Source organism: Gynuella sp. (assembly GCF_050297175.1).
Lineage (GTDB): Bacteria > Pseudomonadota > Gammaproteobacteria > Pseudomonadales > Natronospirillaceae > Gynuella.
This window is the reverse complement of record NZ_JBNKSF010000039.1, coordinates 20,136-42,548: the sequence shown is the minus strand read 5'-3', so window position 1 is coordinate 42,548 and position 22,413 is coordinate 20,136. Positions and strand designations below refer to the sequence as shown.

At 46.9% G+C, this 22,413-nt stretch carries 28 protein-coding genes, 1 pseudogene and 1 riboswitch; of the genes and pseudogenes, 16 read left to right on the top strand and 13 right to left on the bottom strand.

The features are described 5' to 3' along the window. Window positions 1–46: 46 nt before the first annotated feature. Both coaD and ACQY6I_RS16335 read left to right on the top strand, forming a co-directional pair. On the top strand, window positions 47–532 hold the full coding sequence (gene coaD / locus ACQY6I_RS16340) for a pantetheine-phosphate adenylyltransferase (RefSeq protein WP_428242567.1): 486 nt from the start codon (window positions 47–49) through the stop codon (window positions 530–532). A gap of 13 nt (window positions 533–545) precedes the next feature. Continuing rightward, window positions 546–794 (top strand): YfhL family 4Fe-4S dicluster ferredoxin, encoded by a 249-nt coding sequence (locus ACQY6I_RS16335; protein ID WP_428242566.1) that lies wholly within the window; start codon window positions 546–548, stop codon window positions 792–794. Between the two features lie 6 nt (window positions 795–800). On the opposite strand, the gene ACQY6I_RS16330 is transcribed toward ACQY6I_RS16335, so the two are convergent. After that, window positions 801–1,592 (bottom strand): LytR/AlgR family response regulator transcription factor, encoded by a 792-nt coding sequence (locus ACQY6I_RS16330; RefSeq protein ID WP_428242565.1) that lies wholly within the window; start codon window positions 1,590–1,592, stop codon window positions 801–803. Beyond that, on the bottom strand, window positions 1,538–2,590 hold the full coding sequence (locus ACQY6I_RS16325; protein ID WP_428242564.1) for a sensor histidine kinase: 1,053 nt from the start codon (window positions 2,588–2,590) through the stop codon (window positions 1,538–1,540). Before ACQY6I_RS16325 ends, ACQY6I_RS16330 begins: the two co-directional genes overlap by 55 nt. 526 nt (window positions 2,591–3,116) lie before the next feature. Between ACQY6I_RS16325 and ACQY6I_RS16320 the strand changes: the two are divergent. From ACQY6I_RS16320 to argH, 3 genes and pseudogenes are all read left to right on the top strand, one after another. Beyond that, window positions 3,117–3,365, top strand: a pseudogene (locus ACQY6I_RS16320) (methyl-accepting chemotaxis protein); the annotation flags it as partial. Window positions 3,366–3,410: 45 nt separating this feature from the next. After that, window positions 3,411–3,857 carry a CZB domain-containing protein gene (locus ACQY6I_RS16315; protein ID WP_428242738.1) on the top strand — a complete coding sequence of 149 codons (447 nt, stop codon included), beginning with the start codon at window positions 3,411–3,413 and terminating at the stop codon, window positions 3,855–3,857. A gap of 54 nt (window positions 3,858–3,911) precedes the next feature. Next, window positions 3,912–5,297, top strand: coding sequence for an argininosuccinate lyase (argH, locus tag ACQY6I_RS16310; RefSeq protein WP_428242563.1), 1,386 nt, complete (start codon window positions 3,912–3,914; stop codon window positions 5,295–5,297). Window positions 5,298–5,583: 286 nt separating this feature from the next. On the opposite strand, the gene ACQY6I_RS16305 is transcribed toward argH, so the two are convergent. Continuing rightward, entirely contained in the window at window positions 5,584–5,883 is a 300-nt protein-coding gene (locus ACQY6I_RS16305) for a hypothetical protein (protein WP_428242562.1), read from the bottom strand. Window positions 5,884–6,120: 237 nt separating this feature from the next. Continuing rightward, window positions 6,121–6,360 (bottom strand): GNAT family N-acetyltransferase, encoded by a 240-nt coding sequence (locus tag ACQY6I_RS16300; protein ID WP_428242561.1) that lies wholly within the window; start codon window positions 6,358–6,360, stop codon window positions 6,121–6,123. Window positions 6,361–6,661: 301 nt separating this feature from the next. Here ACQY6I_RS16300 and ACQY6I_RS16295 point away from each other — a divergent pair, with 301 nt between their 5' ends. Both ACQY6I_RS16295 and ACQY6I_RS16290 read left to right on the top strand, forming a co-directional pair. Continuing rightward, window positions 6,662–8,575 (top strand): putative bifunctional diguanylate cyclase/phosphodiesterase, encoded by a 1,914-nt coding sequence (locus tag ACQY6I_RS16295; protein ID WP_428242560.1) that lies wholly within the window; start codon window positions 6,662–6,664, stop codon window positions 8,573–8,575. Window positions 8,576–8,716: 141 nt separating this feature from the next. Continuing rightward, window positions 8,717–9,772, top strand: coding sequence for a DUF3810 family protein (locus ACQY6I_RS16290; protein WP_428242559.1), 1,056 nt, complete (start codon window positions 8,717–8,719; stop codon window positions 9,770–9,772). 54 nt (window positions 9,773–9,826) lie between these two features. Here the strand turns inward: ACQY6I_RS16290 and ACQY6I_RS16285 are convergent, their stop codons facing one another. Next, window positions 9,827–10,282, bottom strand: a complete 456-nt coding sequence (locus ACQY6I_RS16285) for an Hsp20 family protein (protein ID WP_428242558.1) — start codon at window positions 10,280–10,282, stop codon at window positions 9,827–9,829. Window positions 10,283–10,796: 514 nt separating this feature from the next. Between ACQY6I_RS16285 and nhaD the strand changes: the two genes are divergently transcribed. Next, window positions 10,797–12,155: a sodium:proton antiporter NhaD gene (gene nhaD / locus ACQY6I_RS16280; RefSeq protein ID WP_428242557.1), complete on the top strand. Its 1,359-nt coding sequence runs from the start codon at window positions 10,797–10,799 to the stop codon at window positions 12,153–12,155. Here the strand turns inward: nhaD and ACQY6I_RS16275 are convergent. Beyond that, on the bottom strand, window positions 12,152–12,376 hold the full coding sequence (locus ACQY6I_RS16275) for a hypothetical protein (protein WP_428242556.1): 225 nt from the start codon (window positions 12,374–12,376) through the stop codon (window positions 12,152–12,154). The two genes, nhaD and ACQY6I_RS16275, sit on opposite strands and share 4 nt — an antisense overlap. 17 nt (window positions 12,377–12,393) lie before the next feature. Here ACQY6I_RS16275 and ACQY6I_RS16270 point away from each other — a divergent pair, with 17 nt between their 5' ends. Both ACQY6I_RS16270 and ACQY6I_RS16265 read left to right on the top strand, forming a co-directional pair. Then, complete coding sequence (locus ACQY6I_RS16270) at window positions 12,394–13,377, top strand: SLAC1 anion channel family protein (protein ID WP_428242555.1); 984 nt, start codon at window positions 12,394–12,396, stop codon at window positions 13,375–13,377. Window positions 13,378–13,409: 32 nt separating this feature from the next. Then, window positions 13,410–13,754, top strand: coding sequence for a carboxymuconolactone decarboxylase family protein (locus ACQY6I_RS16265; RefSeq protein ID WP_428242554.1), 345 nt, complete (start codon window positions 13,410–13,412; stop codon window positions 13,752–13,754). An 85-nt stretch (window positions 13,755–13,839) separates the two neighbouring features. On the opposite strand, the gene ACQY6I_RS16260 is transcribed toward ACQY6I_RS16265, so the two are convergent. Then, entirely contained in the window at window positions 13,840–14,049 is a 210-nt protein-coding gene (locus ACQY6I_RS16260) for a hypothetical protein (protein ID WP_428242553.1), read from the bottom strand. A gap of 301 nt (window positions 14,050–14,350) precedes the next feature. Here ACQY6I_RS16260 and napE point away from each other — a divergent pair, with 301 nt between their 5' ends. Genes napE through ACQY6I_RS16230 form a run of 6 tightly spaced genes read left to right on the top strand, consistent with a single transcriptional unit; the run spans window position 14,351 to window position 18,873 of the window. After that, window positions 14,351–14,503 (top strand): periplasmic nitrate reductase, NapE protein, encoded by a 153-nt coding sequence (napE, locus tag ACQY6I_RS16255; protein WP_428242552.1) that lies wholly within the window; start codon window positions 14,351–14,353, stop codon window positions 14,501–14,503. A gap of 8 nt (window positions 14,504–14,511) precedes the next feature. Then, window positions 14,512–14,991 carry a ferredoxin-type protein NapF gene (gene napF, locus ACQY6I_RS16250; RefSeq protein WP_428242551.1) on the top strand — a complete coding sequence of 160 codons (480 nt, stop codon included), beginning with the start codon at window positions 14,512–14,514 and terminating at the stop codon, window positions 14,989–14,991. After that, the gene (locus ACQY6I_RS16245) at window positions 14,988–15,338 is read left to right on the top strand and encodes a chaperone NapD (protein ID WP_428242550.1); all 351 of its coding nucleotides are present in this window, start codon (window positions 14,988–14,990) and stop codon (window positions 15,336–15,338) included. Before napF ends, ACQY6I_RS16245 begins: the two co-directional genes overlap by 4 nt. Next, on the top strand, window positions 15,335–17,830 hold the full coding sequence (napA, locus tag ACQY6I_RS16240; RefSeq protein ID WP_428242549.1) for a nitrate reductase catalytic subunit NapA: 2,496 nt from the start codon (window positions 15,335–15,337) through the stop codon (window positions 17,828–17,830). The genes ACQY6I_RS16245 and napA overlap by 4 nt, the downstream gene beginning before the upstream one ends. An 11-nt stretch (window positions 17,831–17,841) precedes the next feature. Continuing rightward, entirely contained in the window at window positions 17,842–18,282 is a 441-nt protein-coding gene (locus tag ACQY6I_RS16235; protein ID WP_428242548.1) for a nitrate reductase cytochrome c-type subunit, read from the top strand. 3 nt (window positions 18,283–18,285) lie between these two features. Next, window positions 18,286–18,873, top strand: a complete 588-nt coding sequence (locus ACQY6I_RS16230) for a cytochrome c3 family protein (RefSeq protein WP_428242547.1) — start codon at window positions 18,286–18,288, stop codon at window positions 18,871–18,873. A 139-nt stretch (window positions 18,874–19,012) separates the two neighbouring features. Here the strand turns inward: ACQY6I_RS16230 and moaE are convergent, their stop codons facing one another. The 6 genes from moaE to moaA all read right to left on the bottom strand — a co-directional run bounded on the left by moaE (window position 19,013) and on the right by moaA (window position 22,256). Further along, complete coding sequence (moaE, locus tag ACQY6I_RS16225) at window positions 19,013–19,465, bottom strand: molybdopterin synthase catalytic subunit MoaE (protein WP_428242546.1); 453 nt, start codon at window positions 19,463–19,465, stop codon at window positions 19,013–19,015. Between the two features lie 5 nt (window positions 19,466–19,470). Next, window positions 19,471–19,713 carry a molybdopterin converting factor subunit 1 gene (gene moaD, locus ACQY6I_RS16220; protein WP_428242545.1) on the bottom strand — a complete coding sequence of 81 codons (243 nt, stop codon included), beginning with the start codon at window positions 19,711–19,713 and terminating at the stop codon, window positions 19,471–19,473. Then, a complete protein-coding gene (gene moaC, locus ACQY6I_RS16215; RefSeq protein ID WP_428242544.1) occupies window positions 19,710–20,198 on the bottom strand; it encodes a cyclic pyranopterin monophosphate synthase MoaC in 489 nt (162 codons plus the stop codon). The genes moaD and moaC overlap by 4 nt, the downstream gene beginning before the upstream one ends. Then, a complete protein-coding gene (moaB, locus tag ACQY6I_RS16210; protein ID WP_428242543.1) occupies window positions 20,198–20,737 on the bottom strand; it encodes a molybdenum cofactor biosynthesis protein B in 540 nt (179 codons plus the stop codon). Before moaB ends, moaC begins: the two co-directional genes overlap by 1 nt. Window positions 20,738–20,749: 12 nt before the next feature. Beyond that, window positions 20,750–21,280: a molybdenum cofactor guanylyltransferase gene (gene mobA / locus ACQY6I_RS16205; protein WP_428242542.1), complete on the bottom strand. Its 531-nt coding sequence runs from the start codon at window positions 21,278–21,280 to the stop codon at window positions 20,750–20,752. A gap of 1 nt (window position 21,281) precedes the next feature. Continuing rightward, entirely contained in the window at window positions 21,282–22,256 is a 975-nt protein-coding gene (moaA, locus tag ACQY6I_RS16200) for a GTP 3',8-cyclase MoaA (protein ID WP_428242541.1), read from the bottom strand. Next, window positions 22,246–22,383, bottom strand: a riboswitch (molybdenum cofactor riboswitch). Its footprint overlaps the gene before it by 11 nt. Between the last annotated feature and the right edge of the window lie 30 nt (window positions 22,384–22,413).

Sequence of the window (22,413 nt, the reverse complement as noted above, 5' to 3'; positions counted from 1 at the left end):
CTACCATTCGCGCCCCGTTTTCTTGAGCTGGCACAGGTGTAAGCTTATGAGTATCGCTGTATATCCTGGAACATTTGACCCGGTTACCAATGGTCATACTGATCTGGTTGGCAGGGCAGCCAAACTTTTTGATCACGTTATTGTTGCGGTGGCGGCCAGTCCAAAGAAAAAGCCATTATTTCCTCTGGATATCCGCGTACATCTGGCCAAACAGGTATTGGCTACCTTTCCCAATGTCGAAGTGATCGGTTTCCGTAACTTGTTGACGGATTTTGTCCGTGAAAAGCAGGCTACTGCCATCATCAGGGGATTGCGGGCAGTATCTGACTTTGAGTACGAATTTCAGCTGGCCAATATGTATCGACAACTGGCTCCTGAGGTGGAAAGTTTGTTTTTAACCCCGACAGAACATTTATCATTTATATCGTCTACCATGATCCGCGAAGTGTCGTCACTTGGTGGCAATGTTACCAGGTTTGTTCACCCTGAGGTGGCAGCGGCATTGGCAGAAGTTCATGGTTACAGTCAGTAAGAGGTAAGACTCAATGGCATTAATGATTACAGATGAATGCATCAACTGTGATGTGTGTGAACCCGAGTGCCCGAACAGTGCAATATCGGAAGGTGAGGAGATCTATGAGATTGATCCGAACCTTTGTACAGAATGCGTGGGCCATTACGATGAGCCTCAGTGCCAGCAGGTATGCCCCGTCGATTGTATTCCCAAGGATCCGAATCGGGTTGAGAATCAGGACCAGCTGATGGAAAAATACCGGATTATTACGGCTGCCTGATTCCCTTCATATTATTAATCTACGCAGGTGTTTTTTGACTTCGCTTAAATGACGCCTGCTGATTTTAAGCGGTTGTTGCAGTCCCTGCAGATAAATCTGTTGTTGCCCTTCATTGGTTCGTTCGAGTCGTTCAACATATCTGATCGCAATTAGTGCGTTACGATGAATTCTTAAAAACTGGTCCACAAACTCTTTCTCAAGCTGTTTCAAAGGCTCATCCACCAGCCACTCCCCCTGGTCTGTCACAATTGCCACATACTTCTGTTCTGCCCGAAAACAACGAATTTCAGAAACCGGAATCAACTCCAGCCCCCGATGACTTGTAACGCTAAGATGTGAACGCTGATTGAGCTCCTGTTGTTGCAGCTGCATGGCATTGAGCTGAGCACGATTCAGGCTGCTGGCTTTCAGAATGGCGTTTTCAAGGTCTGCCAGGCGGACTGGTTTGACCAGGTAATCCACTGCATTGACTTTGAAGGCCTCGAGGGCGTAGTCGTCATAGGCGGTACAGAAGATAATGGCTGGACGATGATCCAGGCGGCTTAAGTGCTGGGCAACTTCAATGCCTGTCATACTTGGCATTCTGATATCCAGTAACAGAATGTCTGGAGCGAGTTTGGAAAACAGATCGATAGCCTGAATACCGTTTTCGGCTTCACCGATAACTTTGCAATGGTTGATTCCACTAATAAATCGTTTCAGGCGTTCCCTGGCCAGATGCTCGTCATCGACAATCAGTACTGTTATCGCGTTTTCTGTAGAGATCGATTGTTTATTCGCGGCAGGCTCAGAATGCATATGTATTCTTTCTCTGTTTTTGTTGCTGATATTCTAGCTGTATCTCCATATATAGATTGTATTCGATGTTCAATATTTTGCAGTGCTATACGATTACCTTGACGGGATTGTGATTGAGTCGGGGTTTTTTCTGGCAGTGGATTTACAATAGTAATTTTCAGCGTTTTGTCGGATTCGTAAAGGCGAATATTTATGGTGCCGCCCTCAAGGCATTGTTGAATTCCGTGTTGGATAGCATTTTCCAATAGTGGTTGCAGAGTCAGTTGCGGTATCCGCCATTTTTCCGGTCGTGCCTGGATGTCCCACTTTACGCTCAGACGTGAACCGAGCCGAAGTTGTTCGATAAATAAAAACTGTCTGGCGAGGTCGACCTCTTGCGCCAGGCTGACCTGCTCATCAGTCTCTTTGAGACTTGCCCGGAATAAGTCTGACAGATTTTCCACTGCCGTTTCTGCTGTCGCCGGATCGCTTGGTATGAGGCTGGCAATGCTGTTCATGCTGTTGAACAGAAAATGAGGTCTTATTCGTGAGTGCAGGGATTGAATACGGGCCCTGAGCTCTGCTTGAGAGCGATTAATGACCAGTTGTTGCAGATAAAAATATCTTAGTATCAACGCGGCGATGAGGCCGGTCATGAGTGTATGCAGACCTACCGTACTGGTTTTAAAGGTTGCATAAACGAGCGCTTGGCCGGCGCAACTGACAATGAAACCAACGCTGACAAAAATGCACCAGACGAACAGAATGCTCATCGGTGTGGATAATTTCATCAACCGTTGACGCAGCCAACAGGTAATCGCGGCACTGACAATACAGACCCATTGCACATGTAAGGTCATTAGCGACAGGCGCTGCCAGTCAAACGGGCGTACTCCAGCATCCATTAATGCGAGCAGAATAACCGCAGTCTGTGCTGCCGCAATCAGAAAAAAAATGGATTTATCCTTACAGAAGTTAGGTAACAAAAAAGCATTGGTCTGTGGGTTGGGGTTTTGCATTTTTTGTCTATGCTTAGGTTGAGGAGAGTATCAATTTAGCAGACTCAGTCAGCGACGAAAAATATTCCTGCTGACAAAGTAAGAGGAACGGTTTCTTATGGCCTGGTTTGGTCTGACAAGATATCAGGAAGCATCCCGCTTGCGACAAGAGCAAGAAGTATTACGACAGCAGGTCCGACAGTTACAGAGTGAAAACGAGTTGCTTAAGTCCATTCGCAAAGTGGCGGATATGCGTGGTGACTACATTGTGTCGCAGTCCCAGCAGAACCGGAGGTTGCTGGAGTTGATTTTTCAGGCGATAAAGCGATCCTCATCGTTTCGGGAAATGGTGGCGGGTAAATCGGATGCGTTGGAGCAGGACCGCATTCGCTTGAGTGAAGGTGAAGCAACCTCCAACCAGATAGGGGCGATTCTGCGGCAGATTTCAGCGGATCTTAAGGATATCGATCAGTTGGCGAGTTCCAACTCCGATACCATGAAACAACTCAAAGTAGCCTCTCACGACATTGATAAATTTGTCGACATGATTCAGTCCATTTCTGATCAGACCAACCTGCTGGCACTGAATGCTGCAATTGAAGCCGCACGTGCGGGGGAGCAGGGGAGAGGGTTTGCAGTCGTGGCTGATGAAGTGCGCAGCCTGGCGCGCAGAACCAGTGAAGCGACGCATCAGATTGCCAGTCTGATCAGCCAGATCATTAATCTGACGGATCAGGCAGATGATGGTGTGGACGGGATCAAGCTGGAGAGTAATAAGTTGTCAGAAACCACCGAAAGCGTGTTCCAGACTGTTGGTGAAATTACTGACATTTCCCGGGATATGCTTGAACTGATCAACCGCACCAATCATGAAAGTTTTATTCAGTCAGTGATATTGGATCATTTTGTTTGGAAAAATAAGGTCTATACCTCTTTCATGGAAGCCAACGACCATCTGACAGAGGAGCAGATATGTGCTCACAATCATCAGGAATGTCGGTTGGGAAAATGGTACTACGATCAGGAGAAGTCTCAAAAGTATTCGCACTTGAAGGCTTTCCAGGAGTTGGAGGGCCCTCATATTCAGTTTCATGAAATTGCATCTGATACAATCAGGCTCTGTCTCAAAGGAGATATTTACCAGGCGCTGGAAAAGCTTGCGGATATGGAAGAAACGAGTGAACAGGTATTTATCTTACTGGTTGAGCTGCTTCAACAAATGGAGCAGGTTCTGAGTCAGAATGTATCTTTGTCAACGGATCAGAGTATAGACGACATCTTGTTTTGATCTCTCTATAATTGCGCACTTTGTTGTGAATGTACCTGCAATCGAGAGTGAAATATGTCAGATCAGACCAATTCCGCATGGGGCGGACGTTTTGCCGAAGCAACTCATCAATTTGTCGCAGAGTTCACTGCCTCTGTCGGGTTTGATCGTCGGATGTATCGACAGGATATCCAGGGCTCCATTGCTCACGCCACCATGCTGGCCGCGGTTGGTGTATTGAGTGAGTCGGAGAAACAGCAGATAGTCGACGGACTTCAGGAAATCCTTGTAGAGATAGAAGGTGGGCGTTTTAACTGGCGGGTTGAGCTGGAAGATGTCCATATGAACATTGAGTCAGCTCTGACTGAGAAGATCGGGCTGATCGGCAAAAAACTGCATACCGGACGTTCCCGTAACGATCAGGTGGCTACAGATATTCGATTGTACCTGCGTGATCAGACGGATGTCATTGTTGCTGAGCTCAAACGTCTACAACTCGGTTTGATTGAACTGGCGGCATCCAATACTGATACCGTGATGCCGGGATTTACGCATCTGCAAACGGCTCAGCCCGTAACTTTTGGACATCATCTACTGGCCTGGAATGAAATGTTGCAGCGGGACTCTGAGCGTCTCCAGGATTGTCGGAAGCGGGTTAACATTATGCCATTGGGGGCAGCTGCTCTGGCTGGGACCACTTACCCCATAGACAGAGCCATGACAGCAGAGCTGCTTGGCTTTGATATGCCATCTGAAAACTCTCTTGATTCTGTATCAGATCGCGATTTTGCGATTGAATTTGCCAGTGTGGCTTCACTGATCATGATGCATTTGAGTCGCATGAGCGAGGAGCTGGTGTTGTGGACATCGGCGCAGTTTGATTTTGTTTCGTTGCCGGATCGTTTTTGTACCGGTTCATCGATTATGCCGCAAAAGAAAAATCCCGATGTGCCAGAGCTTGTGCGTGGCAAGAGTGGACGAATATTCGGTCATTTGGTAGGCCTGCTTACTTTAATGAAATCCCAGCCGTTGGCTTACAACAAAGACAACCAGGAAGATAAAGAACCTCTGTTTGATACCATAGACCACCTGTGGGGGAGTCTGCATGCGTTTGCAGAAATGGTTCCCCATATCAGTCCGAAAAAGGAAAAAATGCGTGAAGCCGCCTTGCAAGGTTTTTCGACGGCGACAGATCTGGCTGATTATTTGGTGAAAAAAGGTATGCCCTTCCGGGATGCCCATGAGGTCGTTGGTAAATCCGTTGCATATGGTATTGAAGTTGGGAAAGACCTGGGACAAATGTCATTGACTGAACTGCAGAGTTTTTCTGATTTGATTGTAGAGGATGTCTTCGATGTTCTGACATTGGAAGGTTCTGTTGGCGCCCGAGATCATTTGGGTGGTACTGCTCCGGCTCAGGTTGCTGCGGCGGCAGAGCGGGCCAGAAAACGGCTTGAGTAATGGTGTTTACCAGAAAGGGCCTATGGCCCTTTTTTTATGGGAGCATCTAAGAATAGTAATAGTTTCTATTCTCATCGGAAAGCAGTACTTGTGAAAACGCAATTGGCGTAAATAAGGGTTTTTGCTGGGTAGCGTGTTTTGGGTCAGGCTGGTAAAACCCATTCAGTATCGGCGTACATTTTTTTGATGGCCCTAATTGAGGGCCATCAAAATACTTGTGTCAGAGGAGATCCCATGCATGGTTGGTGAGACTCAAACCATGGCGTGGTTGTACTGTCGGGAGCTGTTAATTCTTATTGCGTTTTCTCTCTCTGGCCACTAACACAACACCGCCAAGCAGTGCCAGTGCCAGTCCGGCTCCATTCGCATTTATTTCCGGGACGGATGTTGCTGGAGGTGGTTGGTCAGAGTCATCGTCACAGCTGTCATGCCCCCATTGGCCCCATCCATTATCACATTCCCAGTTCCAGTCACCCCAGTCCCAATCACCAGGACCCCAGCCTCCTCCCCACCAGCCAGTACTAAAAGCAGATGGTGCAACTGTCAGCAGAGTCAGTGTAAACAAAGGTGCAATGATTTTTTTCATAGCTGATATTCCTTGGCTTATTTTTATGATAACGGTTTCTTTGACCATCCTTAAAAGTTGATCAAGACTGCTGATATTCATAATTATTAAAATATCGATCATCCATAGGCAAAATTGATACCAACAAATAAAAACGCTTATAAAATAGGGGTTAAGTTCTCTATGAGTGAACGTCCTGTCTATTTTTTGTAAATAACTTCGACACTAATTAGTTATCTTGATTAATAAAATTGGCTGCTACATAAATTTACGTACATAGCCGCAGGATGCAGAGATGGTGAAACCCTGGTGTCGGGCCCACGATAAACCTTCTCGGACCAGTTTTTCAGCAATTCCCTGACCACGGAGAGATTCCGGCACCAGAGTATGAATAAAATCAATATGGTAACCATGTAGTGTGTAGCTGAGAAAGGCGTGTTGACTAGAATCCAGCTGGCAGGTAAAGCATTGTTGTTCGGTGTCATGTTCAATTTGCATAATGATTTGCTGTTTCAATGATTTATATAATTTTAAGTTACTACACAACCAATTATTCATATTCAGACTAAACTTGTTTATTCAACCCGGCAATTCATTGTGTCGGTATTGGGTGGATTCAGGTGCTACATAAAAAGTGGAATGTAGCACCCTAACTGAAGCGGCGAGCTTTGTAATGGTTCTAAAAATAACATATTGTTACATTTGTGACTTGGTGTACCTGCTCTGTATAACTTCGTGAATTGAAGAGTGACAAAGAGCGCTTTTAAAACGATATTTTTCGGGAGATAAATATTCAGCGATGTATCGACTTCCGTCTTCTGTTTTTATGGTACTGGTCACTGTATTGCTGATGATATGTCTGGCGTTTGGTGTATTTTGGCTGAATGCCCGTGCAGTGGAAAAAGCTATTGCTCAGGATGCCATTGTTCGGATAACAAGCTGGGTTGAATATGTTTCCACCGCTTTTCCAAAAATCGAGTCAATATTAGTAAGTAAAGAGCTGAGTGACGCAAAATTGGACTTTATTCATCAGCTTCAGGGAAGAGGGAATATTATTGGTTTCCGGGTTTTTGATGAAAGTGGTAACCAGGTATTGTCTGATATTGAAAATACAGTCACTCTCCAGGAACACAGTCAGGAAGCGTACCGGGCTATCAGGTCTCAAGAGGCTTATGCGCAGCTGAATCATGGACAACCCGATAATGGCTATCCAAAATTATACGTAGAGGTTTTTTTTCCACTGATATCAGAAAACGGCAAAACTCTGGGAGGAGTCGAAGTCTATCTCGATCAGTCCGAAACCGGTTCAATTTATCGTCAGGCTATTACCGATGTATCTATCTACATTTCTCTGATATTAACATTTGCGTTTCTGGTACCTGCGCTGGCTTTTTATTGGAGAAGCCAGCAGGCTCGGGACTCCCACAAGAAATTATCCTATTTAAGTTATCATGATCCTTTAACCGGAGCATATAATCGTGAAGGTTTCTTCGGGGAATATGCCTGGCGGGAGAAAAGCCTTCTGTCTGAAGGCCGTTTCTACAGCATCGTGTTGATGGATATTCGGAACTTTAAATATGTTAATAAAGAATATGGGCAGCAGACCGGTGACATACTCCTGACCCGGGTCATCAATCGCCTGACTGAGTACCTTGACTCAGAGTCCATTGTCGCTCGTTTCGGTGCTGATAAATTTCATATCGCGATACCGCTAGATGATCATCGTGTACTCCAGGAAGTTATTGTCGATTTAATCCACCGGATTCAAATGCCATATCATATTAATGGCCGGTCGATTTCCATAAATATCAATGTAGGGGCCTGTAATTGTCATGAAGAAGCACAGGGAGTGGACATCAATATCCAGCGTGCAGAACTGGCGCTGTTTAGTGCTGGGGTGTCGGTGGGTGAAAGTTATTGTATTTATCATCATGATATCGAAGACCAATTGCTTCGTCGCAGGATGATTGAGAGGTTGTTGCGGACCGGGCAGGAACAAGGGCGGTTCGAAATTTATTATCAGCCGGTGCTGGATGCTCGGCAGCGCTCGTTAACTGGTGTTGAGGCGCTACTGCGGCTAAAAGATGATCATGGCAACCTGATTTCGCCTGCTGAATTTATTCCTATGGCAGAATCGATTGGACTGATTGATAGTATCGGTAAGTGGGTGATCAAAGAAGTGTTGCTCAAGGCGGTGTCCTGGCCAGAGAGTATATTTGTAGCAATCAACCTTTCTGTTGTTCAGTTTCAAACCGGCCATTTAGTGGATTACGTGCGTGATGCGCTGGCTACTTCGTCGATTTCCCCTGAACGTATTGAGTTTGAAGTGACAGAGTCGGTTATGATCGATAACAGTGATCATGTGAAAGAGCAGATTTATGTCTTGCAGTCATTGGGAATCCGATTTTCTGTTGACGACTTTGGTACAGGCTTTAGTAGTTTGAATTATCTCTGGATGTTTCAGTTCAATAAGTTGAAAATTGACCGTTCTTTTGTCAGTGCTTTATCTTCCGATAAGGAAAAAGCTATTCAGATCTTGAGTACCATAATTCTGCTGGCGCACAGACTTAAGTTACAGGTAACTGCTGAAGGTATTGAATCCGAGCATCATGTCGAAGTACTTGAAGATCTGGGGTGTGATCAGTTTCAGGGATATTGGTTTTATCACCCGTTACCAGCATCTAAAGTGGATCAATTGATTTATGATCTCTGAGTCATCGTTGATTCGTGGTCATCAATTGCCAAGCTAATCACCAATCGTTATTTTTAAACCTGATAATATTCCGGGCATTTTAATCGCTCGGTGATAATGCGAAGGCATTGCCCCCCCCACTGGAATCAGGAAAGAAGATTTATGGTGCAGAATCCATTTAGAGCCTCTCTGGGGGTATTGTTAACGGTTGTATGCCTGGGTATATGTCTTATCTGTCTTTTGTATTTACCGGCGTACTTACCAGCATGGTTTATGGATACCTATAGCCGTCGTGTTTATCCATTCTGGCAATATGTGTGGGGTGAACTTCACCCAAACAGTCGCTGGTTGCTTGCTGATTTTCTCTGGCCGACTACCGCGTTGTTGTTTTTGGTCCGCCTGATCTGGTTGGGTTTCAGGTATGTATGGTGGTTCTGGCCATTTCGAGCGGTACTGGAGGTATTGTTATGGGCAGGTGTACTGACTTTATTGTTTATGGTTAGTTGGGGGCTGAACTATCATAAACCCTCCTTATACCACCAATATGTATCTGAACTGGACTCAACGAAACTTTCTCCTGTCGACTGGATATTTGCCATTCAACAAAGCCGTGCTGCACGACCAGCGGAGATCAGTGATACCTGTAAAGATAAATTGTCTTACAGTCTCGTCGCTTTTCAGCCGGAAACTGTCGTCAATCAGTGGCTTGGCAATAAAGGTTTACCCGAGGCTCCGGATATAGCGGTCAAAACCTCTTTGTGGAGCCCGGTGTATACACGCTTATCCATTGCCGGCATGTTCACTCCGATTACGGGTGAGGCAACGATCAGCAACAGTATTTTTGTGATGGTGCAGCCATTCACGAAAGCCCATGAATTTGCTCATTGGGCTGGATATGCCTTTGAGCAGGATGCTGACCTGATCGCATATATGGCTTTGTGGCAGGCGGAGGATCCCTGGATCGTTTATGCCGGATGGTTGCAATGGTGGCACAGCATTGGCGCTCCTGAAGAGTATCGGATATTGTTGGGTAAAGAGGTCAATCAGGATCTCGATTGCTATAGCCGTTGGCAGGCAAATAAGCCGCGCTGGCGCTTTCAACATTTATTTTGGCAGGCCTATGACAAGCAGTTAAAGGCGCAGGGTATTGTTGAAGGTATCGCCAGCTACCGGCTGGGTGAAGCCGTAGCGTTGAAGGCTCTGAGAGCAGCTAGATAACAGGTGGGATGATCAGCAGGCCATGGAGCGATGCTCCATGGCCTTTAGGGTCGATCAGGCTTCTTTCCGGAATTCCAGAGTTTGCCCATTGTTACCATTGATCGTGATGGTTCTCGGCTTCATTGCCTCAGGAATTTCACGAACCAGATTGATTTTCAAAAGCCCGTTAGTCAGTTTTGCATCGACTACTTCAACATAATCGGCCAGATTGAACTTTCTTTCGAAGGAACGATTGGCGATTCCGCGATACAAGTACTTTTTCTGCTCTTTGTCAGCTTTCCTGGCACTGACAGTCAGTAGGTTTTTCTCAACCTGAATATTCAGTTCGTCTTCCTCGAACCCCGCAACCGCGATGGTAATTGCATAGCGGTTATCATCGACCACTTCGATGTCATAGGGAGGGTATCCTGGTGAAGACTGCTCACCTCTCATGGCACTGTCGAGTAAGTTAGCCAGGCGGTCAAAACCAATACTGCTGCGATATAGCGGAGATAGATCAATAGTTGTCATGTTTGTATCCTCTTTAATTAAGCAAGATCAATTTGCCAGCGACGCTCTTTTCAAGACCCATCACTGGTATACCCTTATTTATGATCTCAGGTTTTTTTTTCAACCCTGGGGCATGAAACTTTTATGGCCGGGTACGGTGCTGAGCGGTTGATCCGTATCAAGTTGTTGTTAATTACTTTTGAATCCACCATCCATCATTCTCTACTATGGAGGCCCAGGCACTGGCATCGGGCTCTGTTGGTAGGTACCACGATTTAGCAGGTAGCCTGTGCTCCCTACGAAAGTCGTATATGCATCATACCTGGAGATGTTTCAGGATGGCGGACCCAAAATCACCATAGATCCGGCCTACCGATGCAGTTTGACTTTTATTGATTGAATACACAGTTGGAAAGAGTGCCACTAGCCGGGTCTGTTTAGCGTGAAAAGAGCAAAGTTGTTGCCTCCCATGAATGCCATTCGGTGACTCAATACTTCGCTAAAGAATTCGAACAAAAACTTAAATGAGGTACCTATGTCATTCTCACTGATACTGATTAGTGTTGTTTTTACGCTGGGTTATACCGCCATCGTACTGGAACATAATATCAAAATAGACAAGACCGCCTCGGCGATCCTGACGGCCATCATCTGCTGGACGTTGTACATTATGTTCTCCCATTCCCTGGTATCGGTCGCAGATCTGCCACACTGGTTTTTGGAAGAGCAGTACGTCGAGAAAACCGATGCTCAACTGATCAGCAGTTGGGTGGGTGAACATGAATTGCTGGGTGCTTTGGGAGAAATTGCCAGTATTCTGTTTTTCCTCCTGGGTGCTATGACAATTGTAGAGTTCGTGGATGCTCATGGCGGATTTGCGATTATCACTGATCGCATTCAGGCATCAAATATGGTTACCTTGTTGTGGATTATTGGCCTGATTGCATTTTTCCTGTCTGCAGCTCTTGATAACCTGACCACTACAATTGTCATGATTTCCCTAATTCGCAAACTGATAAAGGAGCATGAGGAGCGACTGTTTTTTGCCGGCATTATCGTGGTAGCGGCAAATGCCGGTGGGGCCTGGTCTCCTATCGGTGACGTCACGACAACCATGCTCTGGATTGGAGGTCAGATCACAACCGGAGCGATTATTAAAGGGTTGCTGGCTCCGTCACTGATTTGTCTGATCATTCCGTTGTTGTATTTGAGCTGGCGTCTGAAGGGGCGGATCATTCATGCCCCGGATCAGGCTGTTGGTTCTGATCATACCAATATTACCAGTGGTCATCGTAATATCTTTTTCCTGGTTGGTATTGGTGGACTGCTGTTCGTACCGGTTTTCAAGTCCGTCACGCATCTACCACCCTTTATGGGGATGCTGCTCAGTATGTCGGTGCTATGGATTATCAGTGAAATTCTGGCTCAAACCAGCCCCACCAAACCTGATCCGGCGCTGCGTATTACCAGAATTCTGCGTCAGATTGATACCCCCAGTGTATTGTTCTTCCTGGGTATTCTGTTGGCTGTAGGGGCATTGGAAGCGGTAGGTTTGCTGGATATGCTGGCGCACGGGCTGGATCAATCCGTTGGTAATATCGATGCCATTGTGTTTCTGATCGGGCTATTGTCATCCGTCATCGATAACGTTCCCCTGGTCGCAGCCTCAATGGGCATGTATGACATGGCCACTTATCCAACCAATGCCCATATCTGGGAGTTTCTGGCATTTGCAGCCGGGACTGGTGGTAGCTGCCTGATTATTGGGTCTGCTGCGGGTGTTGCTGCTATGGGAATGGAGAAAATCAACTTTTTCTGGTATCTGAAAAATATTAGTCCGCTGGCGCTGCTGGGCTATGTATCTGGTGCGATCAGCTACCTCTTTCTGTTCTAAAGCGTTTTCAAGCCCTGAAGCTGTATGGTTATCAGGGCTTTTTTGTCCCCCAATTCCACTTTTGCGTTAATCAGCAAATTTCTTGCCTCAAAACCGGGAATACGGCCTATTCTGATTATGGCTGGCAGGTTAACTATTTCCTCACCACAAAATCTAGACAGATATTCGATAGCAGATGTTCTTTTTTGAATATTAGTGTATTCTAATTTAAAAACATCCATGTGCACAGGAGTCTTACATGAGTACTCATACGGCTTCAAAAGAGGAAACCATTCCGCAGTCACGGTTGTTAAACTTTCCTGTTTCCATGTTTGCGATAGCGATGGGGCTGGCTGGTTTTGCGGTTGCCTGGAAAGCAGTGACTGCAATGTGGTTACCGAAGCTGGAAAGCTGGCGATATCTTTCCTGGCTGGCGGCAGTCGTGTTTGCTGTTGTTCTATGTCTCTATCTGTTGAAATGGATGAAATACCCAGCGGCAGTTCGGGAGGAAATTAACCATCCGGTCAAACTGAACTTTTTTCCGACCATGTCCATTGCGATGTTATTGTTTGCCATTGCCTGGATGGAGCATGTCTTTATTGCCAGAGCGCTGTGGATAGCCGCTTTGGCAATTCAGTTACCTCTGACGCTGTTTGTGCTGAGTCATTGGATTTATCAGCCTCATTATACTCATGGTCATGTGAATCCAAGTTGGTTTATTCCCGTCGTGGGCAATATGGTTGTGCCGATTGCGGGAGTACCACTCGGTTATCATGAGATCAGTTGGTTTTTCTTCAGTGTCGGTCTGCTTTTCTGGCTGGTATTGCTGACGATTGTAATGCAACGGCTGTTTTTTCTGGAAGCATTGCCCGCCCGTCTGACTCCAACCCTGTTCATACTAATGGCACCGCCGGCCGTAGGAGTGGTTGCCTATCTGGCGTTGAATCACGAGCTGGATAACTTTGTCCGGATACTGTTCAACGTCACGATATTTTTCGCCTTATTGTTGTTTATTAATGCCTGGCGGTTTTTCCAGTTACCGTTTTTTATTTCATCCTGGGCTTACAGCTTTCCATTGGCAGCAGCAACTGTTGCCTGTGTGAAAATGGCGCACATTATGCCGGGAGTTTTTACATATTCAGTTGCCATACTTCTGTTTGTTGCCCTGAATATCATCATTGTATGGTTGCTTTATAAAACATTATTGGCGATTCGAAACAGAGCGATATGCCAGCCGGAATAACAATCTTCCATTCAGTCTTAAGCGAGACAAATATGACCAAGAACTACACGGAAATTAATCAGGACCAACACCTTCTGGGATCTGCTTATCGAAAAGCCAGTCCCGACACTATGAATGCATTTTTAGGGTTGCATAAAGCTGCCATGGCAGAAGGGGTTGTACCTAAAAAATATAAAGAAATGATGGCGTCTGCGATAGCCATTGCCATACGCTGTGATGGCTGCATTGCTTCTCATATCAAAGCAGCAGTGGTGGCTGGTGCCAATCGTGAGGAATTGGTAGAGATGATCAATGTTGCGGTGTTGATGGGGGGTGGACCGGCCATTATCTATGGAACGCAGGCATTGGCAGCGGTCGATGAGTTTCTCGGGAAATAATTTTCCTATGCTGGTAACAGTCAGGAAGCACCCTTAGAAAGCCCAAATACAGGTGTAAATTGGGTGCTGCTCCTGATATGCCTGGTCATATTTCCCAGGCTGTCTTCTGATTATTTATCATCACCTGAAACCTGGCATCCAGAGCCAGTAAGGCAGTTATCAGCAACCGTGTCAGTTTGGGTGGATGCCATTGTCTGTAGTCTGGCCATAAATGATCAGTCAGATGAATGCCCGTCAAGACCTGGATTAATAATGTTGCCATGGCGATGCGGTCAAACACTGATTCAAAGCCCAACAATTTCTGCAGTGTTTTCCAACAAAGAACGTCGGGCAAAAATAACGTTTGCCAGTATCATGTGACCTTCCGTCTATATGGTTGCTGCCAATAGCAAGACTATTCCGTATTTCACCACTGTGTTCCTTCCCGCAATGGTTGGTTTGTCTGAATTCTGGTGCTGATCATCCACCAGACCCTGCTAAATTCCTCCCACATTGACCTGTGACAACTCCCGTACCTCGCCAGGGGTACGTCCATTCCATATCCGCTTGACTAGAATAAATTCATAACAACAAAGCGAAAATATGGAGCAAGAGATATGTCAGAGCAGCAGCCGAGTAAAGGCGATGAGCTGAAGTTATTTATCTTTTTGACTGTATTCCTGGCCCCGATACTGAGCATAGCAATTATTGGTGGCTATGGGTTTGTAGTGTGGATGCTGCAATTGCTCATGGGACCTCCGGGCGTATAGGGTGCAAAATGTCTGTTGATCTGGCCAGGCGATCATGGCTCATACATGGCCGGTCGCAAAAGAAACCTGTCAGGCCTCCATGGTCTCTGCCGGAAGCACTGTTTACTGATCACTGCAGTCGGTGTGGTGCATGTGTAAACGAATGTCCAGAACAACTGATTTATTCAGGAGATGGTGGTTTTCCTGAGCTGAAATTTGACCAGTCAGGTTGCGACTTTTGTGGTGCCTGTGCACGGTCTTGTCCGACCCAGGCCATATCTCCCGATCTGGTTACCAAGCCCTGGGAACATCATTTCACCATCCATAATCACTGTCTGACAATGCAACAGGTATTCTGTAACAGTTGTCTCGATGACTGCAGCGAGCAGGCGATTGTATTTGACTTAACCTCCGCCGTAGCCAGACCGCATATCGACCCAATCCGTTGTAGCGGTTGCGGCTTATGTGTATCGGCATGTCCGGTATCAGCCATAGGAATCCAAACATGAAATCAGCAATCCATGAAGAACAAATAGCCAGCCTGGTGGTGCACTGCCGGCCTGAACAGATGAGTTTGTGCAGACAGCAGATTCAGTGCATCCGGGATACTGAAATCTTTCACAGCACCCGGGAAGGAAAAATAGTGGTGGTGTGTTGTGCAAAGACTCTGAAAGAGCTGATGGATAACGTCGACCGGATCAGAGAGATCCCCGAGGTCATAAACGTGGCGTTGGTCTATCACCAGACCGGCAGCCAGGAAGAATTTGATCAACAGGCCGATGTTGATCAGGAATTGGAAACCTATTTTGAGCAAGTGCAGTCAGGCGCATTTTCAGATTTTGGAGAATTCAAATGAAATTAACACGTAGACAGGTTGTCAAAGCACAGGCTGCTGCTACTGCAGCTGCTGTCGCAGGTTTGTCCGTACCTGCCGGAGCCAATAATCTGATTGCCTCCAGTCAGGACAGTGAATTGAAATGGTCCAAAGCGCCTTGCCGGTTTTGCGGTACTGGGTGTAGTGTCAGTGTGGCGACGAAGAACGGCAAAGTGGTGGCTACCCATGGAGACGAAGCTGCACCGGTTAATAAAGGGCTCAACTGTGTTAAAGGATATTTTCTGGCTAAAATTTTATATGGTAAAGATCGCCTGACACAGCCATTGTTACGGAAAACCAATGGCGTATACGATAAAAATGGCCAGTTCACTCCTGTCAGTTGGGATGAAGCCTTCGATATCATGGCAGAGAAATGGAAAGCGACTTTGAAGGCCAAGGGGCCGGATGGTGTTGGTTTCTTTGGTTCCGGTCAGTGGACTGTCTGGGAAGGTTATGCGGCTGTCAAATTAATGAAAGCCGGATTTCGGTCAAATAATATCGAACCGAATGCCCGCCATTGTATGGCGTCAGCGGTTGCGGGTTTTATGCGCACATTTGGTATCGATGAACCCATGGGCTGCTATGATGATTTTGAAAATGCCGATGCATTTGTTCTCTGGGGCTCAAATATGGCCGAGATGCATCCAATTTTGTGGACTCGTATTACCGACCGGCGTTTGAGTCATCCGCATGTGAAGGTTGCGGTTCTGTCCACTTACAAACATCGTAGTTTCGATCTGGCTGATATTCCCGCAGTATTTACTCCGCAAACAGACATCGTCTTGTTGAATGCCATTGCCAATTACATTATCCAGAATAATGCGGTGAATCAGGACTTTGTTGCCAAGCATGTTAACTTTCGTAAGGGTATGGCGGATATTGGTTATGGATTGCGACCGACTCATCCGCTAGAGCAAAAAGCAAAAAATGCCGCTAAAGCCGGCGCCTCCGAAGCCATTGACTTCAATACTTTCGCTGAGTTTGTTAAACCCTATACCTTTGAATATGCCGAAGAAATGTCTGGCGTTCCAGCACGGACAATAGAACAGCTCGCTAAGCTGTATGCTGACCCTGAGGTTAAGATCATGTCGCTCTGGACCATGGGTGTGAACCAGCATACCCGCGGTGTTTGGGTTAATAATCTATTGTATAACATTCACCTTTTGACAGGAAAAATCTCTGAGCCGGGTAATAGTCCATTTTCATTAACCGGACAACCATCTGCATGTGGCACCGCCCGTGAGGTGGGTACATTTGCGCATCGACTGCCGGCGGATATGGTGGTCAATAATGATCAGCATCGGGCAATTGCCGAAGAAAAATGGAAACTGCCAAAAGGGTTGTTAAACCCGAAAGTGGGAGCCCATGCCGTTTTACAGAATCGTAAGCTTAAAGATGGTGAAATCAATGCTTACTGGATTCAGGTGAATAACAACCTTCAGGCAGCGGCCAATATGAATGAAGAAACTTATCCGGGGTATCGTAATCCGGAAAACTTCATTGTGGTGTCAGATGCTTATCCAACAGTCACTGCTGAAGCGGCTGATTTGATATTGCCGACGGCTATGTGGATCGAGAAAGAAGGCGCTTATGGTAATGCTGAACGTCGTACTCAGTTCTGGTATCAGCTGACAGATGCGCCGGGAGAGTCTAAATCGGATCTATGGCAGGTGATGCAGTTTTCCAAACGTTTCACAACGGATGAAGTATGGCCAAAGGCGATACTGGATGAGAATCCTGAATATCAAGGCAAAAATCTGTTTGATGTGTTATTTGCCAATGGCAAAGTCGATCATTTTCCACTGAGTGAAATCAGCCCAGAGTATGGAAACCATGAATCCAAAGACTTCGGGTTTTATGTTCAGAAAGGTTTATTTGAGGAGTATGCATCATTTGGTCGGGGCAAGGGTCACGACTTGGCACCGTTTGAGGAATATCACAAAGCGCGTGGACTGCGTTGGCCGTATGTGAATGGCAAAGAAACTTTATGGCGCTTTAAAGAAGGCTCTGATCCGTATGTGCAGCCGGGTACTGGCTGGCAGTTTTATGGCAAGCCAGACGGAAAAGCGGTGATTTTCGCGTTGCCTTACGAGCCACCAGCGGAATCGCCTGATGAAGAGTTCGACATGTGGTTGTCTACCGGCCGGGTATTGGAGCACTGGCATTCCGGATCCATGACTCAGCGGGTACCTGAGCTTTATAAGGCATTCCCGGATGCCGTGGTATTCATGCATCCAGAAGATGCCAAAGCAAAGGGACTGCGTCGTGGCGATGAAGTTAAAGTGGAAAGCCGCCGTGGTTATATTCTGAGCAGAGTGGAAACCCGTGGTCGCAACAAACCGCCAAGAGGGCTCGTATTTGTCCCATGGTTCGATGCCAGTCAGCTGATAAATAAAGTTACTCTCGATGCTATCGATCCCATTTCCAAACAGACGGATTATAAGAAGTGTGCCGTCAGAGTCTATAAAGCATAGGAGATACCGAAATGAAAAGATTGATCGTGTTAATGGTGGCATTCGTTTCGGTATTTTTACTTGCCGATAATCAGTTGGCTAACCTGCGTGGTGATACACCATTGGATGCAGAGGGTGAACCGCCGAAAATGAAGGCTGTGGAAAACAGCGATTTAAAACGTGAGCGCGCTTATCCTCAACAGGCACCAACCATTCCTCATGATATTACCGGTTATCAGGTGGATCTGAATTTCAATCGCTGCCTGGCCTGTCACTCCCGCAAGAAAGCCGATGAAGCGCAGGCACCAATGGTCAGTATCACTCATTACATGAACCGGGATGGGCAGTTTTTGGCTGATGTATCGCCGCGAAGATTCTTTTGCACCCAATGCCATATTACCCAGCAGGAGACCAAGTCTTTGATCGAGAACACCTTTGTCGACATGGATACCCTGGTTAAAGGTGAGGAGTAGGGCATGATGCAAATGATTCGGCGCGGTTGGCTGATCCTACGTCAGCCCAGTGTGCACTTTTCTCTAGGGTTTTTGGTAGTGGGTGGTTTTATCGCTGGTATTATTTTCTGGGGAGGATTCAATACCGCCATGGAATTTACTAACACGGAAGAATTCTGTACCAGTTGCCATGAAATGCGTGACAATGTTTATCAGGAGTTGCAGACGACCATTCACTACAGTAATCGATCCGGGGTTCGGGCGATTTGTTCCGATTGTCATGTGCCCCATAACTGGACGAATAAAATGGCCCGAAAAATGGCGGCTTCAAAAGAAGTCTGGGGAAAAATATTTGGCACCATTAATACTCAGGAAAAATTTGAACATAAACGGCGAGAACTCGCTGAACATGAATGGGCCCGTCTCAAGGCCAATGATTCCCTAGAGTGTCGTAACTGTCATAACTTTGATTCCATGGATTTTACCCGTCAAAGTGAACGCGCTGCGGAGCGGCACTCAACTGCACTGGCATCGGGAGAAAAAACCTGTATCGACTGTCACAAAGGAATTGCTCACCGCTTACCGGATATGACGGGAGTGGAGTTGTATTGAAGTACCCTTAAGTGTTTGTTCGCCCGGCAAATAATACTGCCGGGCAATCACGCACTTGTTTATATATGAGCGCTTGGGGGAACGGGATCGGAGGGGTTTTAGGTGCTTGTGTTTGTGGCAACGTAATGATCTTTGTCGGTCACCATCTTTGGGCTGCCTGCTCGTCACTGTCCTTGGCATCCAGCCATTGTTCACCTTGAGTGCCCGTTTCTTTTTTCCAGAAAGGAGCTTTGGTTTTTAAAAAATCCATTAGGTACTCACAGGTCTGAAACGCATCCTGACGGTGAGCACTGCTGACGCCTACAAACACGATCTGATCGCTGACCTGCAACGCTCCAACGCGATGAACAATCCGTATCTCTTCAGCGGACCAGCGCTGGCGTGCAGTCAGAATAATCTCATGCAGAATTTTTTCAGTCATGCCGGGATAATGTTCAAGGTACAGGCCGGTAACATGCTGTTGTTCGTTAAAATCGCGAACCCGGCCGACAAAAAACACCACTGCACCCGCGCTGTTGTTTTGAGCGACCATGGCTTGGTAGTGTTCATCCACTGAAAAATCATTTTCCTGTATTAATACCAGATCAGTCATGTGCACTACCCTCCCGTGACCGGTGGAAAAAATGCCAGTTCATCTTCGTTGCTGACCTTGCTATCCATTTCTGCCATGGTCTGATTAATGGCCACCAGTACTGGTTTATCGAATGCATCCTGCCAGTCCGGGTGATCATTAAGCAGTTGTTTGATGACCTTATGAACCTGGGTAGGCTGAGGTACTTCCAGTGATGTCTCTGCACAACCGATACTGTCCCGCAGGCGGGCAAAAAACAGTATTTTCATGTTTCCTCCGGATGGAGCCAGTGTCCGGTTTTACCACCCTGTTTTTCCAATACCCTTAAACCACTGATGGTCATGGCCGGATCGACGGCTTTGCACATGTCAAACAGCGTTAGTGCTGCAACCGAAGCGGCGGTCAATGCTTCCATCTCGACGCCGGTCTGACCGGCCAGTTTACAAAGCGATGTAATGCGAACGCGGCCAAGCTGTGGTTGCAGCTCAAAGTCCACAGCAATTTTGGTTAGCATCAGCGGGTGGCATAGCGGAATCAGCTCAGGGGTTTTTTTTGCTGCTTGTATGCCAGCAATGCGGGCAACGGCAAAAACATCCCCTTTGTGGTGGTTACCCTGTTCTATCATGGTCAGGGTATCGGCAGACATATAAATAAATGCTTCTGCCTGTGCCAACCGTTGACTGCTATGTTTGTCGGTAACATCCACCATGTTGGCGGAGCCGTGATGATCGATATGGCTGAATTGCTTTTCCATTAGCCCCGACTCTCGCATGTGGGTGCCATTTTCAGATGGGCAACAAAATTGCAGGGTTTGCAACGTGCATCCAGTTGTTCTTTGATGATGCCGTTCCAGCCGGTTTTGCAGGCCCCGGTGGAGCCCGGCATGCAGAAGATGACTGTGCCATTGGCAAAACCTGCCAGAGCGCGACTTTGTATGGTCGAAGTCCCTATTTCGTCATAAGACAGTTGCCGGAATAACTCTCCGAATCCTTCAACCTGTTTGTCAAATAACGGTGTGAGTGCTTCCGGGGTGGAATCGCGACCGGTAAATCCAGTGCCTCCGGTAATTAAAATAACCTGTACTTCACTCGAAGCGATCCATTGGGAAACGATGGCGCGTAGTTGATAAACGTCGTCTTTGACGATTTGCTTGTCGGCCAGCAGATGGCCTTCCGCTTTCACTTGCTCTGCCAGGTATTGTCCGGAAGTATCGTTTGCTTCTGTACGGGTATCGGATACGGTCAGTACTGCAATATTCAGGGGAACGAAGTCAGCTTGTGATAAATGAGCCATGGTGAATATTTCCTATAACTGTCTTAATAAGGTTTGCCATTGTTGTGGATCATTGGCGTTGCTTAAACATATTTCGTCATCAGCATTCAGGGCCAGCTGTTCAACACCCATGCTGCGATTGAATGCCCGGACACTCAAATCTTCTCCGGATGTCTGCAGCCGTTTATATAATTCCGGTATCAGCTGGACGGAAGACTTCAGCAGTAATGGCAAAGGATGGTAATCATAACAACAGCCTGCCTCTGAAGAATGGTTCATCAGTCTGGCAAGCGTTTCGGGTTGCATCAGGGGCAGGTCAACCGGCACAAACAACCAGCTGGGAGCCGGTCGTTGCCGGATGACAGAGTATATTCCGGCCAATGGCCCGGGGTAGTCAGTAAACTCGTCGTGAACCCCGTCTGGGCCACTGACAATAACTTCCAGCCCCAACTGTCCAAGGATGCTTTGCTGGCGTTGTAACAAGGTCTGACCATTGATCATCAGTCGGGATTTATCCTTTCCCATACGTGAGGAACGGCCTCCGGCAAGAATAACACCCAGCATGTCAGCCTCCGATCATGGAAAGGTCGCGCGTGATGCCGGAGTTGCCCTGTTGCAGGAAGTGGCTGACTTTCTTGTCCTTAAGTGCCTCGGCTAAGAAATCTGTCAGCTGTGAGCGCTGTTCTGGCTGTTGAATCAGATGGCGGATATCGTATCCATGGTCACCAAAAAGGCACAAATGTACTTTACCTTCGGCGCTGACTCTCAAGCGGTTGCAGTTGCTACAGAAGTCCTGGCTGTATGGCATGATCAGACCGATACGGCCCTGATAATCTGGATGCCAATATTCCACTGCCGGGCCTGCATCCTGGTTACGAATGATTGTCTGCCAGCCCTGCTCAAGTAATTTCACTTGCAGGTCAGCTCCGGAAAGGTGTCGTTTTTCGAAGAATTCGGTGTTGTCTCCGGTTTGCATGACTTCAATAAAGCGCAAAGTCAGATCCTGGTCCTTAATCCATCCCAAAAATGTATCCAGTTCACGGTCATTCAGATCGCGCATTAACACTGCATTGACTTTGATATGTTTAATACCCGTCCTTTGTGCTTGTTGCAGCGCGACAAGAATCTCGTTGAGCCGGTCATGCCCGGTGATGGTTTGAAAGACCTGAGGATCAAGACTGTCGATACTGACATTCAATTGATCAAGCCCTGCGTGATCAAGACCTTGCAACAGACTTCCTAATCGATAGCCATTAGTGGTCATGGCAACGGTCTGGATGCCTGGGATGCTTTTGATGTCACCAATGATATCGATCAGGTCTTTACGCAGGGCCGGTTCACCGCCGGTAATTCGAACTTTCTGAGTGCCGGCAGAGGCAAATCCCGATACCAGGTTAACAATTTCCGGACGGGTGAGAAATGAACGCTGGCCATCCTTTTTATAACCATCCGGAAGGCAATAGTTGCAGCGAAAATTGCAAACATCAGTAATAGACAGGCGCAGGTAATAAAAACGACGCCCAAATGAATCCTGTAACATAGACACACCTTTCCAAAATACAAGGGAGGCAAACCGGTTTCCCTGTTTACCCTGTCAGCACAATGCTGAGGCCGGAGGTTCATGCGTCTGGCGGTTAGAACGCTGCGGCTCGGAGTGTTTCTTTAAATCCGGCAATTACTATAGACCCTATTGGGGT

Excerpts from the sequence above, each read along its gene's own strand:
- ACQY6I_RS16325 (WP_428242564.1), bottom strand. The coding sequence starts at position 2,590 with ATGCAAAACCCCAACCCACAGACCAATGCTTTTTTGTTACCTAACTTC.
- ACQY6I_RS16265 (WP_428242554.1), top strand. The coding sequence starts at position 13,410 with ATGACCAAGAACTACACGGAAATTAATCAGGACCAACACCTTCTGGGA.
- argH (WP_428242563.1), top strand. The coding sequence starts at position 3,912 with ATGTCAGATCAGACCAATTCCGCATGGGGCGGACGTTTTGCCGAAGCA.
- ACQY6I_RS16285 (WP_428242558.1), bottom strand. The coding sequence starts at position 10,282 with ATGACAACTATTGATCTATCTCCGCTATATCGCAGCAGTATTGGTTTT.
- moaC (WP_428242544.1), bottom strand. The coding sequence starts at position 20,198 with ATGGAAAAGCAATTCAGCCATATCGATCATCACGGCTCCGCCAACATG.
- napA (WP_428242549.1), top strand. The coding sequence starts at position 15,335 with ATGAAATTAACACGTAGACAGGTTGTCAAAGCACAGGCTGCTGCTACT.
- ACQY6I_RS16270 (WP_428242555.1), top strand. The coding sequence starts at position 12,394 with ATGAGTACTCATACGGCTTCAAAAGAGGAAACCATTCCGCAGTCACGG.
- ACQY6I_RS16245 (WP_428242550.1), top strand. The coding sequence starts at position 14,988 with ATGAAATCAGCAATCCATGAAGAACAAATAGCCAGCCTGGTGGTGCAC.
- napE (WP_428242552.1), top strand. The coding sequence starts at position 14,351 with ATGTCAGAGCAGCAGCCGAGTAAAGGCGATGAGCTGAAGTTATTTATC.
- ACQY6I_RS16295 (WP_428242560.1), top strand. The coding sequence starts at position 6,662 with ATGTATCGACTTCCGTCTTCTGTTTTTATGGTACTGGTCACTGTATTG.
- ACQY6I_RS16335 (WP_428242566.1), top strand. The coding sequence starts at position 546 with ATGGCATTAATGATTACAGATGAATGCATCAACTGTGATGTGTGTGAA.
- moaE (WP_428242546.1), bottom strand. The coding sequence starts at position 19,465 with ATGACTGATCTGGTATTAATACAGGAAAATGATTTTTCAGTGGATGAA.
- ACQY6I_RS16315 (WP_428242738.1), top strand. The coding sequence starts at position 3,411 with ATGCTTGAACTGATCAACCGCACCAATCATGAAAGTTTTATTCAGTCA.
- nhaD (WP_428242557.1), top strand. The coding sequence starts at position 10,797 with ATGTCATTCTCACTGATACTGATTAGTGTTGTTTTTACGCTGGGTTAT.
- ACQY6I_RS16235 (WP_428242548.1), top strand. The coding sequence starts at position 17,842 with ATGAAAAGATTGATCGTGTTAATGGTGGCATTCGTTTCGGTATTTTTA.
- ACQY6I_RS16275 (WP_428242556.1), bottom strand. The coding sequence starts at position 12,376 with ATGGATGTTTTTAAATTAGAATACACTAATATTCAAAAAAGAACATCT.
- coaD (WP_428242567.1), top strand. The coding sequence starts at position 47 with ATGAGTATCGCTGTATATCCTGGAACATTTGACCCGGTTACCAATGGT.
- mobA (WP_428242542.1), bottom strand. The coding sequence starts at position 21,280 with ATGCTGGGTGTTATTCTTGCCGGAGGCCGTTCCTCACGTATGGGAAAG.
- ACQY6I_RS16300 (WP_428242561.1), bottom strand. The coding sequence starts at position 6,360 with ATGCAAATTGAACATGACACCGAACAACAATGCTTTACCTGCCAGCTG.
- ACQY6I_RS16330 (WP_428242565.1), bottom strand. The coding sequence starts at position 1,592 with ATGCATTCTGAGCCTGCCGCGAATAAACAATCGATCTCTACAGAAAAC.
- moaA (WP_428242541.1), bottom strand. The coding sequence starts at position 22,256 with ATGTTACAGGATTCATTTGGGCGTCGTTTTTATTACCTGCGCCTGTCT.
- moaB (WP_428242543.1), bottom strand. The coding sequence starts at position 20,737 with ATGGCTCATTTATCACAAGCTGACTTCGTTCCCCTGAATATTGCAGTA.
- napF (WP_428242551.1), top strand. The coding sequence starts at position 14,512 with ATGTCTGTTGATCTGGCCAGGCGATCATGGCTCATACATGGCCGGTCG.
- moaD (WP_428242545.1), bottom strand. The coding sequence starts at position 19,713 with ATGAAAATACTGTTTTTTGCCCGCCTGCGGGACAGTATCGGTTGTGCA.
- ACQY6I_RS16230 (WP_428242547.1), top strand. The coding sequence starts at position 18,286 with ATGATGCAAATGATTCGGCGCGGTTGGCTGATCCTACGTCAGCCCAGT.
- ACQY6I_RS16290 (WP_428242559.1), top strand. The coding sequence starts at position 8,717 with ATGGTGCAGAATCCATTTAGAGCCTCTCTGGGGGTATTGTTAACGGTT.
- ACQY6I_RS16305 (WP_428242562.1), bottom strand. The coding sequence starts at position 5,883 with ATGAAAAAAATCATTGCACCTTTGTTTACACTGACTCTGCTGACAGTT.